The 15,218-nt window shown below is 72.3% G+C and carries 1 protein-coding gene (running past one end of the window); it reads left to right on the forward strand.

Annotated features, from left to right (window positions below; genetic code table 11):
• Positions 1-15,218, forward strand: part of the annotated coding region (locus D7X30_RS40635) for a non-ribosomal peptide synthase/polyketide synthase (protein ID WP_120568352.1) (this coding region is incomplete at its 5' end). 14,244 nt of the annotated region lie beyond the right edge of the window; 15,218 of its 29,462 annotated nt are in view.

The raw sequence follows: 15,218 nt of genomic DNA on the forward strand, positions 1-15,218 counted from the left end.
GTGGCCAGACGCTGGCGGAGCAGCGAATCGCCATCGTGGACCCGGAGACGCTGGAGCGGCGTGGGCCTGGGGAGGTGGGCGAAATCTGGGTGACGGGGCCGAGCGTGGCCCAGGGGTACTGGGGCCGAGAGGAAGCGACGCGCGAGACGTTCCATGCGCGCATCGCGCGTGAGGACGGCGGGCCGTACCTGCGCACCGGTGACTTGGGGTTCCTGCGGCCGGAGGGGGAGCTGTACGTCACGGGGCGACGCAAGGACCTCATCATCCTGCGCGGGCGCAACCACTACCCGCAGGACCTGGAGGCGACGGTGGAGGGGGCGCACCCGGCGCTGAGGCCCGGAGGCGGCGCGGTGTTCTCGGTGGAGGTGGGGGGCGAGGAGCGCGCCGTTGTCGTGCAGGAAATCGACGTGCGGCGGTTGGGTGGGCTGCGAGAGCAGCTGGCGGCGGCGGACACGGCGGTGGGCACCATCCGTCAGAGGTTGGCGGAGTCGCACGAGGTGCAGGCGCACGCGGTGGTGCTGATTGAGCCGGGGAGTCTGCCGAAGACGTCCAGTGGCAAGGTGCAGCGGCATGCGTGCCGCGCGGCCTTCCTCGCGGGGACGTTGCAGGAGGTGACTGCATGGCGGGCTGAGGGTTCCAACTCCTCTGCTGCACGCCCATCACAGGCCGATGCTCCCCTGCCCTCTGCTCCAGCAATTTCCTCGGTTGATGCTGGACCGAAAGCGGAAGTGGCCCTGCCTGAGAAGCCGGACTCAGAGGCCCTGGTCGAGTGGCTGCGCGACATCGTGGCCCGACACGTGCGCATGCTCCGTGAGGACATCGACGTTGATGCTCCGGTGACTCGCTACGGGCTGGACTCGCTGGGCGCCGTGGAGCTGGCGCATGAAGTGGGCACGGGCACCGGGCTGACGGTGCCCATGGAGTGGTTGCTCCAGGGGCCGAGCATCACGTCCCTGGCGCACAGGCTGGCCTCCCTCCGTGACTCGGCGGGCCTCGCGCCCAGCCGCAAGAACGTGGGCGGCGACCGCGAGGCGTCCTCGTCGCAGGCCCGGTTGTTCTTCCTGTCCCGGTACGCCCCCGGCGACGTGTCCTACAACCTGCCCGCCGCCGTTCGCCTGGACGGCGAGCTGGATGTGGCCGCGCTGGAGGGCAGCCTCGTGGCCCTCGCGGCCCGGCATGAAGGACTGCGGACCTCCTTCCGCGAGGCTCCGGGGCAGCCCCGGCAGGTCATCGCGGCGGACGCGTCCCTGCCGCTGGCGCGCGTGTCACTGGAGTCCCTGCCCGCAGACACCCGCGAGGCCGAGGCGCTCCGCCTGGCTCACGAAGAGGCCCGCCGCCCGTTCGACCTTGAGCGCGGACCGCTGGTGCGCGCCACGCTCCTCGCGCTGGATGCGCGGACCCATGTGCTGGTGCTCGTCATGCACCACGCCGTGTCGGACGCCACGTCCATGGCGGTGCTGGTACGCGAGGTCTCCGCCCTCTACTCGGCGCTGCGTGAGGGCCGCCCGTCGCCCCTGCCCGCCCTGCCCCTGGACTACGCCGACGCCGCCGACTGGCAACGGGACACGCTGGATGGCGCCGCGCTGGAGTCGCGGCTGGACTACTGGCGGACGCAGCTCGCCGGTGCTCCCCAACTGCTGGAGCTGGCCACGGACCGGCCGCGTCCCTCGCGGCGTGGGTCCTCGGGCGCTCGGGTCCCGGTGGTGCTGGACGCCGACCTCGCGAACTCCGTCCGGAGGCTGGCGGAGAGTGAAGGCGTCACCCCGTTCATGGTCCTGCTCGCGGCCTTCCAGACCGTGCTCGCCCGCCGCGCGGGCCAGGACGACATCAGCGTGGGCACGGCCATCGCGGGCCGTCAGCGCGCGGAGTTCCAGGGGCTCGTCGGCCTCTTCGTCAACTCGCTGGTCCTGCGCACGCGACTGTCCGGCGCTCCTTCGTTCCGGGAGCTCCTGGGCCGCGTGCGGGAGACGGCGCTGGGCGCGTACGCGCACCAGGATGTGCCCTTCGAACGGGTGGTGGAGGCGCTCCGGCCTCCTCGCGAGCTGGGGCACACGCCGCTGTTCCAGGTGATGTTCAACCTCCAGGGCGCCCGCGTGGACGCGCCCGTCCTGAAGGGGCTCCAGACCCGGCTCCTGGACGTGCACACCGGCACGTCCATGTTCGACCTCACGCTGTCGCTCGCGGAGTCCCCCCAGGGCTTCGAGGGCTGGCTGGAGTACGCCACGGAGCTGTTCGACGCGGACACCGTGGCGCGGCTGGCCGGTCACTTCCGCGTGCTGCTGGAGGCCGCCATCACGGCTCCTCGGACGTCCATCCACGAGCTGCCCTGGATGACGGACGCGGAGCGCCACCAGGTGCTCACCGCGTGGAACGACACGGCCCGCGACTACCCCTCCGGCAGGACCCTCCCCGAGCAGTTCGCGCTCCAGGTCGCCCGGGCTCCGGACGCCATCGCCGTGGAGGACGGGGACCTTCGCCTGACGTACGCGCAGCTGGAGGCGCGGGCCAATCCGCTCGCGCACTTCCTCCAGGCCCGGGGCGTGGGCCCGGACGTGCCGGTGGCGGTGTGCATGGAGCGCTCCGTGGACTTCGTCGTCACGGTGCTCGCCATCCTCAAGGCGGGCGGCGCCTATGTCCCGCTGGACGCGTCGTACCCCGCGCAGCGGCTGGCGTTCATGATGGAGGACGCCCGGCCCCGGATGCTGCTCACCACGCGCGCGCTGCGTGAGCGGCTGAACGTGCCCGACGCGGCCCTGTCCTGCTTCTTCGTGGACGCGCTGGCGCTCGATGATCAGCCCGTCACCGCGCCGGAGGTCACCGTGGGGCCTCGCAACCTGGCCTACGTCATCTTCACCTCCGGCAGCTCCGGCCGTCCCAAGGGGGTGGCCTCCGAGCAGCGCGGCGTGCTGCGCCTCGTGCACGCCGAGCCCTACTCGCGCGTCGGTCAGCGCGAAACGGGCATGCTCTTCGCGCCGTTGTCCTTCGACGGCTCCGTGATGGAGCTGTGGACGATGCTGCTGCACGGCGGCCGGCTGGTCATCTTCCCCGGCAAGGTCCCCGCCGGAGACATGGACACGCTCGCGCGCGTGGTGGAGCGCCACGCGGTCAGCTTCGCCCACCTGCCGTCGGGGCTCTTCTCGCAGCTGGTGGAGCACCGGCCGGACATCCTCGGACGGCTGCGCGAAGTGCACGTGGCGGGCGACGTCATCTCCGCCCCGCATGTGCGCCGCGCGGTGGAGTTCCTGGGCCGGCCCGTCATCAACGCCTACGGCCCCAGTGAATGCTCCGTGGCCGCCTCGTTCTTCACGGTGGAGCGGCCGGAGCAGGCGGGCGCGTCGGTGCCCATCGGCCCGCCGCTCGCGAACACCACGGCGTACGTGCTGGACGCGCGGCTCCAGCCGGTGCCGGTGGGCGTGCCGGGGGAGCTGTTCCTCGGCGGTGATGGCGTGGTCCGGGGCTACGTGTCGCGGCCGGGCCTGACGGCGGAGCGCTTCGTGCCGGATGCCTGGGGCACGAAGCCGGGTGCACGGCTGTACCGCACGGGCGACCGGGTGCGCTGGCGCGCGGATGGGACGCTGGACTTCCTGGGGCGCACGGACCACCAGGTGAAGGTGCGCGGCTTCCGCATCGAGCTTCCGGAAGTGGAGGCCGCCCTGCGCGAGCTGCCCGAAGTGCACGAGGCCGCCGCGGTGGTGCGCGAGGACGTGCCCGGCGACAAGCGCCTCGTGGCTTATGCGATGCCGCGCCCGGGGCAGGTGCTGGAGCCCTCGCGGCTGCGGGAGGCCCTGCGCCGCAAGCTCCCCGACTACATGGTGCCGTCCCTGTTCGTGGCGCTCCCCACCCTGCCCCTGAACCCCAGCGGCAAGGTGGACCGCAAGGCGCTGCCCGCTCCGGACTCGGAGGCCACCGGCCGGCGCGAGCGCTACGTGGCGCCGTCCCACCCGCTGGAAGAGCAGATCGCCTCCACGTGGGCCCGCGAGCTGGGGGCCGACCGGGTGGGCACGCAGGACCACCTGTTCAACGACCTGGGCGGCACGTCGCTGTCCGTGATGCGGCTCGCCTCGCGCCTGAAGGAGACGCTGGGCCGCGACGTACCCGTGGTCTGGTTGTTCGAGCACCCCACGGTGGAGTCGCTCGCCCAGCGGCTGGAGCACGAGTCGCAGGGCGCACCCGCGCCGTCTCCCACCGCCCCTGGCCACCGTCCGCGCGAGGCGTCGAAGCCTGGCGCGTCCGGCTCCATCGCCATCATCGGCATGGCGGGCCGCTTCCCCGGCGCGGGGACGGTGGAGGCGTTCTGGCGGAACCTGCGCGAGGGCGTGGAGTCCATCACGCGCTTCTCACCGGAAGAACTGGAGCACCTGCCCTCCCTGCCGGAGGGGTTCGAGCTCTGGTACCACCCGGCGTTCGTTCCGGCCGCCGGTGTCCTGGACGACGTGGAGGGGTTCGACCACGCGTTCTTCGACATGTCGTTGCGCGAGGCGCAGTTCACGGATCCGCAGCAGCGGCTCTTCCTCCAGACGGCGTGGGCCGCGCTGGAGGACGCGGGCGTCAATCCGGAGCGATACCCCGGCGCCATCTCGCTGTACGCAGGCGCGGCGGCCTCTGGATACGCGGAGGCCGTGCGGCAGGCGATGCCGCTGGACGCGGCGTCCTTCTTCGAGCTGAACGGCACCGGCACGCACGAGAGCCTGCCGACGAAGGCGTCCTTCAAGCTGGGGCTCACCGGTGAGAGCACGCTGCTCTACACCGCGTGCTCCACGGGGCTGGTGGCCGTGCACCTGGCCTGTCAGAGCCTGCGGACGGGCCAGTCCGACGTGGCGCTCGCGGGGGCCTCGCGGCTGTCGCTGCCGCAGCGCACGGGCTACGTGGCGCAGGAGGGGCTCATCTTCTCCCCGGATGGCCACTGCCGTGCGTTCGACGCGAAGGCGGGGGGCACGCTGCCCGGCAACGGCGTGGGCGCGGTGGTGCTCAAGCGTCTGGAGGACGCGGTGCGGGATGGGGACGCCATCTACGCCGTCATCCGGGGCTCGGCGCTGAACAACGATGGCAAGAACAAGTCCGGCTTCACCGCGCCGAGTGTGCAGGGACAGGCGGCGGTGGTGTCCCAGGCCCTGGCCAACGCGGGCGTGGCACCGGAGGCCGTGGGCTACGTGGAGGCCCATGGCACCGCGACGCCTCTCGGGGACCCGATTGAAGTGGCGGCGCTGACTCGCGCGTACGGCCTGGGCTCGGAGCACCGGGGGCGCATCGCGCTGGCGTCGCTGAAGACGAACGTGGGGCACCTGGATACGGCCGCGGGGCTGGCGGGCCTGATGAAGGCCGCGCTGTCGCTGCACCATGGAGAGATTCCTCCCAGCCTCCACTTCGAGCAGCCCAACCCGCAGATCGACTTCGACGCGGGTCCGTTCTTCGTCAACACCACCTTGCGGTCGTGGCCTCGGAGCGAGACGCCTCGCTTCGCCGCGGTCAGCTCCTTCGGCATTGGTGGCACCAATGCCCACGCCATCCTCGAGGAAGCTCCCATGCGGCAGAGTGGTTCGACCACGCGTTCCCACCAGCTCGTCGTGCTGTCCGCGCGCTCGCCGGAGGCGCTGGAGGCGGCGGCGCGGCGGTTGGAGGCGAAGGGCGTCGGGGACTCGGCGCTGGCGGACCTGGCGTTCACGCACGCCGTGGGCCGCAAGGCGTTCGAGTACCGCCGCGCGGTGGTGGTGACGGACGCGGAGGAGCTGTCGCGGCAGCTCCAGAAGCCGGTGACGCCGGTGAAGAGTCCGGGCAAGGCGCCGCGCGTGGCGTTCGTGTTCTCCGGGCAGGGATCGCAGCGGCTCGCCATGGGGCGTGAGCTGGCGGAGGCGTCGCCCCTGTTCCGCGCGCACCTGGACGCGTGCCTCGCGTTGCTGGACGCGCCGCTGCGGGCTCGGGTGTCGGCCGTGCTGGCTCCCGAGGCCGATGCTTCGGCGGACCTCGCGGATACACGCGTGGCGCTGCCCGCGTTGTTCAGCGTGCAGGTAGCGCTGGCTCGGATGTGGCGGGACCTGGGTGTCACGCCGTCCGCGGTGATGGGGCACAGCTTCGGTGAGTACGCGGCGGCATGCGTCGCGGGGGCGCTGTCCCTGGAGGACGCGATGCGCCTCGCGGTGGCTCGCGGGGAGCTGATGCACCGGATGCCGCCGGGCGCGATGCTCGCGGTGGCCCTGCCCGTGGAGCGCGTGCAGTCGTTGCTGTCGGGCCGGCTGTCGGTGGCGGCGGTGAACGCTCCGGACCGCTGCGTGGTGTCCGGGCCGGTGGAGGAAGTGGAGCGGCTGGAGGCCGAGCTGAAGGGCCTGAAGGCCGGGGCGGTGCGCATGCCCGCGCCACACGCGTTCCATTCCGCGGACGTGGAGCCGTTGATGCCGGAGCTGGCGCGCGTGGTGGGCTCGCTGCGCTGGTCGGAGCCGGCGGTGCGGTACGTGTCCAGTCTCACGGGGGCGCTGGTCGGTCCGGGGCAGCTCGCGGTTCCGGACTACTGGACGGAGCAGATGCGCCAGCCGGTGCGCTTCACCCGCGCGGTGGAGGCGCTCCAGGCGGAAGGCTGCACGGTGCTGCTGGAGGTGGGACCGGGACAGGACGTGACGCCGCTGGTGCGCGCGAACCTGGCCCGGCCCGAGGGCGGTCCTTCCATCCTCGCGCTGGCGTCGCTGAGGGTGGGCGGGAAGACGACGGAGCAGATGGGCTGGCTCCAGGCCGTGGGCGAGCTGTGGACCGCAGGTGTGCTTGTGGACTGGAGCGCGTTCTACGCGCACGAGCAGCGCCTGCGGCTGCACCTGCCCACGTATGCGTTCCAGACCAAGGCGGTCTGGGTGCAGCCGAGAGCACGCGCCACGACGTCTCCGTTCGCGCCTCCGGCAGGAAGTCCCGTTCGTGCGCAGCAGGTTCCGGCCGTGGCCCCGGCCGCGCTCGTGGAGCGTGCGCCCGAACCTTGGGCTCCGGCCGCGCCCGCTGATCGTGCGCCCGAAGTGACTGCCGACCTGGTCCTGGTCACGGCGTCAGTCCGCGCCCCTCAAGCCGCCTCCGCGATGACGGCCACGGCGTCGGTCCGAGCCCCTCAAGCCTCGTCCGCGATGATGGCTCCGAACGGCGCGATTCAGAGCGCGTCCGTGACGACGGACCCGAACGGTGCTCCCCAGAGCGCGTCCGTGACGACGGATCCGGCCGGCGTCTCACACGGGGCTCCGGTGCACGGGATGCATCCGGAGGCGGGGGGGGCCTCGCACGGGTCTGCCGCGCCTACGGGCGTGGAACCCGCCCTGTCCCCCGCTGCCCCTCCCGGCCGTGAGGACGCGCCTCGGGGTGACATCGAGGAGCGCGTGGCCGCGCTGTGGCGCGACCGTCTGGGCCTGGAGTTCGTGGGCCGCCATGACGACTTCCTGGAACTCGGCGGCAACTCGCTGACGGCCGCGCAGCTGCTCAACCAGCTCCGTGAGGCCTTTGGCGTGAACCTGCCGCTGGCCGCCCTCTTCGAAGCGCCCACCGTCGCAGGCATCGCGGATCGCCTGGAGCCCCTGCTGCTCCAGGCGCCCCAGGCTCCTGTCTCCACGGAGCTTCCGCTGGTGCCGCTGCCTCGTGACGGCGGCGAGCTGCCGCTGTCGTTCGTGCAGGAGCGCGTCTGGCGCCTGGAGCAGCACTTGCCCGGCCTGTCCGCGTACAACCTCCCGTTTGTCCTGCGGCTCGAAGGCGACCTGGACGCGGACGTGATGGAGCGCGGCATCCAGGAGATCGTCCAGCGCCACGAAGCGCTGCGCACGACCTACGACACCGTGGACGGCCGCCCCGTGCAGCGCTTCCACCCGCGCATGCGCGTGCCCCTCACCCGCTTGGAGCTGCGCGGCCCCATGGAGACGCGCGAACCCGAGGCGCTGCGCCTCGCCCGCGAGGACGCCGCGAAGCCGTTCGACCTGGTCCACGGCCCCGTGCTGCGCACCACCCTGGTCCGCCTGGACTCGAAGCAGCACCTGCTGATCGCCAGCATCCACCACATCGTCAGCGACACGATGTCCATCGCCCTGCTCGTCCAGGAGCTGGGCCAGCTCTACGACGCCTTCATCCAGGGCAAGCCGTCTCCACTCAAGCCGCTGCCCCTCCAGTACGCGGACTTCGGTGCATGGCAGCGCCGTGGCATCACGAGCGGCCGTCTTGCCGAACAGGACCAGGGCTGGCGGCAGCGGCTGGCTGGCATGCCGCGCCGGTTGGATCTGCCCACCGACCGGCCCCGCTCCAACGAGCCCCTCATCTCTTCCCAGCGCATGACGCTGGACTTCCCGCCCGCGCTCGCCCACGCGCTGGTGGCCTTCACGCGCCGCGAGGGCTTCACCGGCTACATGACGGTGCTCGCCGCGTGGCAGACGCTGCTGCACCGCTACAGCGGCCAGACGGACGTCGTCGTCGGCACGCCCATCGCCAACCGCACGCGGCCGGAGCTGATGCCGCTCATCGGCTACGTGGCGCACTCGGAGGCGTTCCGGACGCGCTTCACCGAAGGTCTCACGTTCCGCGAGCTGCTGGCCCAGGTGCGAGGCGAGGTCGCGGACGCGCAGACGCGTCCGGACGTGCCCTTCGAGTACCTGGTGGAGGCGCTCATCCCGGGCCATGACATCGGCCGGGGGCGCATGACGGACTCCGTGTTCGTCTACCACACGGGCGCGAGCTCGTCGGAGACGCTGGAGCTCATCGGCCTGCGCGCCACGTTGGTGGATGTACCGGGCACGCCCGTGCAGTGGGGCTCCACCCTGAGCGCGCTCACCCTGGTCCTCTTCGAGTCCCCCACCCGCGTCCACGGCGCGCTGGAGTACGCGTCGGACCTGTTCGACGCCGCCACCACGGCGCGGCTCATGGAGCACTTCCAGGTGCTGCTCGGCGCCGCGCTCGCGAACCCCGACACGCAGGTGGCGCACCTGCCGCTCGCCACGGATGACGAGCGCCGCGCCTGGCCCACGCCTCGCGCCACGCCGGGGCTGGTCCCCGTGCCCACTGCGCTCGCGGATCGGCGTGCGCGCCACGCGGATGCCACTGCCCTGTCCCAGGGAGAGACGCACTGGACCTGGGCGGAGCTGGGCGCCCGTGCGGATGCCCTGGCCGCGAAGTTGAAGGCCCTGGGCGTGAAGGCCGGAACCCCGGTGGCAGTGTGCCTGCGCACGTCGCCGGAGAAGCTGGCCGCGCTGTGGGCCGTGCTCGGCGCGGGCGGCGCGTGCGTCGCCCTGGGCCCGTCCGACTTGAGCCACCTGCCCGTGTACGCGCCCGAAGGTGCTCCGGTGCCGGTGCTCGTCACCACGCGCGCGCTGGTGGCCTCCGTGCGCGTGGACGCGTCACGCGTCGTCTACGTGGAGGACGTCCCTGCCGCCACCGAGGCCCATGCCACCGCTGCGCACGTGGAACCGCACGCCCTGGCGTGGCTGCTGCCCACGGGCCGAGGTCAGCCCGCGTGGGCCCTGGGCCACCGGGAGCTGGCGGAGTTCTTCACCGGCCTGGACACGCGGCTGTCGCCCCCGGACGGCGGCGCGTGGCTGGCCGCGAGCGAGCCGTCCTCCGACCGTCCGGAGCTGGAGGCTCTGTGGGCGCTCACGCGCGGCCTGCGGGTGGTGTTCCCGCCGGAGCGGATCACCGCTCGGCTGGTGAGCCTGGGCGATGGGGGGCCTCGCGCGAAGGCGATGGACCTGAGCCTCATCTACTTCGCCAACGACGAGGACACGCTCCAGGGTCCCAAGTACGAGCTGCTGCTGGAGGGCGCGAAGTTCGCGGACGCGAACGGCTTCTCCGCGGTGTGGACACCGGAGCGGCACTTCCATTCGTTCGGCGGTCTGTACCCGCAGCCGGCGGTGGTGGCTGCGGGCCTGGCCACCGTCACGAAGCACCTGCGCCTGCGCTCCGGCAGCGTGGTGCTGCCGCTGCATGATCCGCTGCTCATCGCGGAGCAGTGGTCCGTGGTGGACAACCTGTCCCAGGGCCGCGTGGGCCTGTCCGTGGCCACCGGCTGGCACACGCAGGACTTCACCTTCGCGCCGGCCAACTACGAGAAGCGCCGCGACATCCTGCTGGAGAAGCTGTCCACGCTGCGCGCGCTGTGGCGCGGCGAGCGCTTCAAGCGTCCCGCGGGTGCGGGCAGCACGGCGGAGGTCGGTCTGCGCCCGAAGCCGGTGCAGAAGGAGCTGCCGGTGTGGCTCACCGCCACGGGCAACCCGGAGACGTTCCGGATGGCGGGCGAGCTGGGCGCGGGCGTGCTCACGGGCCTGCTGTCGCACACGCTGGAGGAGCTGAAGCAGAAGGTGGCGCTGTACCGCGACGCGTGGCGCCGCAACGGGCACCCGGGCCGCGGCCACATCACCTGCATGCTGCACACGTACCTGGGCGACGATGAACAGGAGGTGCTGCGCACGGTGCGCCAGCCGCTGCTCGGCTACTTCCGCAGCTCGGTGGACATCAGCACTTCGCTGCTCCAGGCGCAGGGCATCACCGACGTCCAGAAGCTGTCGCCGGACGACATCAACGCGGTGCTGGAGCGCACGTTCGAGAACCACGCGAAGAACACGGGCCTGCTGGGCACGGTGGACAGCGCGCTGAGGCGGCTGCGCGACGTGCGCGCGGCGGACGTGGACGAGGTGGCAGCGCTCATCGACTTCGGCCTCGACACGCCAGTGGTGCTGGAGGGCCTGCGCCGGCTGGCCGTGGTGCGCGAGCGCATGGACGCGGAGGCCGCCGCCCGCCAGGAGCAGGTGCTGGTGGAGGCCGAGGCGGGCGTCGAAGGACTGCTGGAGCTGGCGCGACAGTCCGGCGCGGTGCTGCTGCATACGTCGGCCCGTCTGGCGCGTTCGCTCAGCGAGCTGCCCGGAGCGCGTGAGTCCCTGGCCCACGTAGGCGCGCTGGTGTTGGAGGGCGCGTCGGTGGAGCTGGGCGCGGCGCTGCACCGTGCCGCGGGCGTGGAGGTGTGGCTGTCCGGTGATGCCCAGGAAGGCGCGCTGCTGCCGCGCACGTTGGCGGAGCGCATCCCCGCGAACCTCCAGGCCTGGGTGCTGGACGCGGCTGGTCAGCCCGTGCCCGCGGGCGTGGTGGGTGAGCTGGCCCTCGCGGGCGCGGGGCTCCCCTCCGCGCTGTGGCGCGCGGGTGATGAAGAGCACCGCCGCCTGGTGCCGCACCCTCGCGAGGCCTCCGCGAAGCTGTTCCGCACCGGCCGTCACGCCCGCTTGCGCGGGGACGGCCGACTGGAGCCCGTGGCGTCACCGTCGCGGCTTCCGCCTCCGCCCGTGGCGCGTCCCGCCGTCGTGGAAGCACCGCGTCCCGTGGCGCCCGTCACCCCGGCGGTGGTGAACATGGGCCCGCCGCCCATCCCGCGCGTGAGTCGGGATCAGCCGCTGCCCCTGTCCTTCGCGCAGCATCGCCTCTGGTACCTCCAGCAGCTGGAGCCCACGAGCAGCGCGTACAACAACCCGGCCATCTTCCGGCTCACGGGCGAGCTGGACAGCGCCGCGCTCCAGGCCGCGCTGGACATGATGGTCGTCCGCCACGAGGTGCTGCGCACCACCTACTCCCTGGAGGGCGACCATGCGGTGCAGGTCATCCATCCGCCTCGCGGCTTGTCGCTCCAGCGCTGGGACGCGCCCGGCGACACGCCAGAGGCACGGGAAGCGGCGATGCACCGCTTCTGCCAGGAGGCCGTGCGCCAACCCTTCGATCTGGAGAAGGAAGTGGTGCGCGGAGCACTGCTGCGCCTGGGGGACCGGGAGCACGTGCTGTTCGTCACCTTCCACCACGCGGTGTCCGACGCGTGGTGCACCATGGTCATCGCGCATGAGCTGACGGTGAACTACACCGCGTTCCGCGCGGGCCAGCCGTCGCCGCTGCCGGAGCTGCCGGTGCAGTACGCGGACTACGCCGTGTGGCAGCGCGCGTGGCTGGAAGGCGGCGAGATGGAGAAGCAGGTGGCCTGGTGGAAGGACCACCTGTCCGGCGCGCCTCCGCTGGAGCTGCCCACGGATCGGCCTCGCCCGGCGGTCATGTCCTACGCGGGCGCGCGGTACACCTTCCTCCTGCCGTCGGAGGTGTCCGCGCCGATGCTCGCGCTGGGCCGCAAGCACGGCGCCACGACGTTCATGGTGCTGATGGCGCTCTTCCAGACGGTGCTGTCGCGCTACTCCGGCCAGGAGGACTTCGTGGTGGGCACGCCCATCGCGGGCCGCACGCGTCCGGAGCTTGAATGGCTGATGGGGTGCTTCATCAACACCCTGCCCTTCCGTTCGCGGCTGTCCGGCATGCCGTCGTTCGTGGAGCTGCTGGGCCGCGTGCGCACCCAGGCCCTGGATGCCTTCGCGCACCAGGACGCTCCGTTCGAGCGCGTGCTGGACGCCATGGAGCTGCCGCGCGACCTGAGCCGCACCCCGCTGTTCCAGGCCAGCATCAACCTGGTGAACACGCCGGAGGGCAAGGCCCGCCCGGCGGGACTGGAGCTGACCCAGGTGGAGGTGCCGACCGGCACGTCCAAGTTCGACCTGGGCATGGAGGTGGTGGAGGGCCGCGCCGGCTTCAGCTGCAGCCTGGAGTTCGCCACCGCCCTCTTCGACGCGTCCACCATGGAGCGCCTGGCCGGGCACATGGTGACCCTGGCGCGCGAGGTGGTGGCCCATCCCCAGACGCCCGTCGCCCTGCTGCCGCTCATGGATGAGACGGAGCGCCAGCGGGTGCTGCGCTCCTGGAACGACACCTTCCAGGACATCCCGCGCGAGGCCGTCCTGCCGGACCTCTTCGCCCATCAGGTCGCGAGGCGGCCGGACGCGGTGGCGGTGGAGTTCGGGGACGCGCGCCTGACGTATGCGCAGCTGGACGCGCGCACGAACCAGTGGGCGCACCTGCTGCGTGAGCGCGGCGTGGGCCCGGACGTCCTGGTGGCGGTGTGCCTGGAGCGCTCGCTTGAGCTCATCGTCTCCCTGCTCGCCATCCTCAAGGCGGGCGGCGCGTACGTGCCGCTCGACCCGAGCTACCCGGCGCCGCGCCTGGCCGCGATGCTGGAGGACGCGCCCGCGAAGTGGGTGCTCACCACTCGGTCGATGCGCGAGGCGGTGTCCCTGCCGCAGGGGATTGAATCCGTCTTCGTGGAGGAGCTCGGCGCCGCGGACCTGCCCACGGCGCCCGTGGTGTCGGGAGTGCGTTCGCGCCACCTGGCGTACGTGGACTTCACGTCCGGCAGCACCGGGCGTCCCAAGGGCGTCGCGGTGGAGCACCGCGCGGTGATGCGCCTGTTGCACCACCCGGCCTTCGTGGACATGAGCGCGGGCGAGACGTTCCTCCACGTCGCGCCCATCTCGTTCGATCCGGCGACGCTGGAGATCTGGGGGCCGCTGCTCAACGGCGGGCGGCTGGTGGTGTTCCCGCCCACGTCGCCGTCGGACCTGGAGGTGCTGGCGCAGGTCATCCAGCGTCACGGCGTCACGTCGATGATGCTCACGGCGGGCCTCTTCACGCAGGTGGTGGACCTGAAGCCGGAGGCGCTGCGCGGCGTGCGCAGGCTCATCTCGGGCGGCGACGTCATCCCGCCCGTGCACTCGCGCAAGGTGTTGGAGGCGCATCCGGGCCTCACGTTCCTGGCCTGCTACGGCCCCACCGAAGCGACGGTGATCGCCTCCGTGCACGAGATGTCCGACCCCGCGCGCGTGGAGACCCCCGTGCCCCTGGGCCGGCCCATCACGTGCACGGAGCTGTACGTCCTGGACGCGCACGGGCAGCCGGTGCCGCCGGGCGTCCCGGGCGAGCTGTTCATCGGCGGCGAGGGCCTGGCGCGCGGCTACATCTCCCGGCCGGACCTCACCGCGGAGCGCTTCGTCCCCCACCCCTTCGCTTCTTCACCCGGTGAGCGCCTCTACCGCACGGGCGACCTGGCGCGCTGGCGGCCGGACGGGGTGCTGGACTTCCTGGGCCGCACCGACCACCAGGTGAAGGTGCGCGGCTTCCGCGTCGAGCTGGCGGAGGTGGAGGCCGCCCTGTCCGCGCATCCGGACGTGCGCGAGGCAGTGGCCGTGGTGCGCGAGGACGCGCCCGGAGACAAGCGGCTCGTGGCCTACGTCGTCCCCGCGTCCGTCCCCGAGCCCGAGGTCCTGCGTGAGTTCATGCGCCAGCGGGTGCCGGACTACATGCTGCCGTCGGTGTTCGTCGCGCTGGAGTCCCTGCCGCTGACGGCGCAGGACAAGGTGGACCGCAAGGCGCTGCCCGCGCCGACGGGTCAACGCGATTCGCGCCGCGAGTACGTCGCGCCGCGCACGCGGCGGGAGCAGGCGCTGGCGCAGGTGCTGGCGCAGGTGCTGCGCGTGGATCGCGTGGGCCTGGACGACAACTTCTTCGCGCTGGGTGGTGACTCCATCATCAGCCTCCAGGTGGTGGCCCGGGCGCGGCAGGCCGGAGTGCGGTTGCAGGTGAAGGACCTCTTCCAGCACCCCACCCTGGGCGCGCTGGCGGCCGTGGCTCGCGACGGTGAGGCCACTCTCGCGGAGCAGGGCCCGGTGGTGGGCGACGTTCCCCTCACGCCCATCCAGGTGGACCTTTTCGATCGGGAGCCAACGTATCCGCACCACTTCAATCACGCCCTGCTGCTCAAGACCCGTCAGCCGCTGAAGGCCGACCTGTTGCAGCGGGCGCTCCAGGCGCTCGTCACCCATCACGACGCCCTGCGCCTGCGCTACGTCCACGCCGAGGACGGCACGTGGCGCCAGGAGGGAGTGGCGCCCGTGGAAGCGCCCCCCGTGCTCCTCCAGGTGGACCTGTCCATGCTGCCTCCGGAGGCCCGGATCGCCGCGATGGAGCAGGAGGCCGCGCGTCTCCAGGCGGACTTCGCCCTGGCGACACCGCCGCTGGTGCGCGTGGCGCTGTTCCACTTCGGTGCCGGTGAGCCGCAGCGCCTGCTGCTCATCATCCACCACCTCGTGGTGGACGCGGTGTCGTGGCGCATCCTGGTGGAGGACCTGGAGGCGGCGTACCTCCAGCTCCAGTCCGCCCGCGCCCCGGTGCTGCCCGCGAAGACGACGTCGTTCCAGTCCTGGGCGCAGCGGCTCCAGAAGCACGCCCTGTCTGACGAGCTGGGAGCGCAGGAAGCCTTCTGGCAGGAAGCGCTGCGTGGCGACGTGGCCCCGCTGCCCGTGGATGGACCGGGCCCGTACACGTACGCGTCACGAAGCAGCGTCGCGGTGGAGCTGGACGCGGAGGAGACG

Origin of the sequence: Corallococcus sp. AB011P (assembly GCF_003611605.1) — a bacterium.
GTDB classification, from domain to species: domain Bacteria; phylum Myxococcota; class Myxococcia; order Myxococcales; family Myxococcaceae; genus Corallococcus; species Corallococcus coralloides.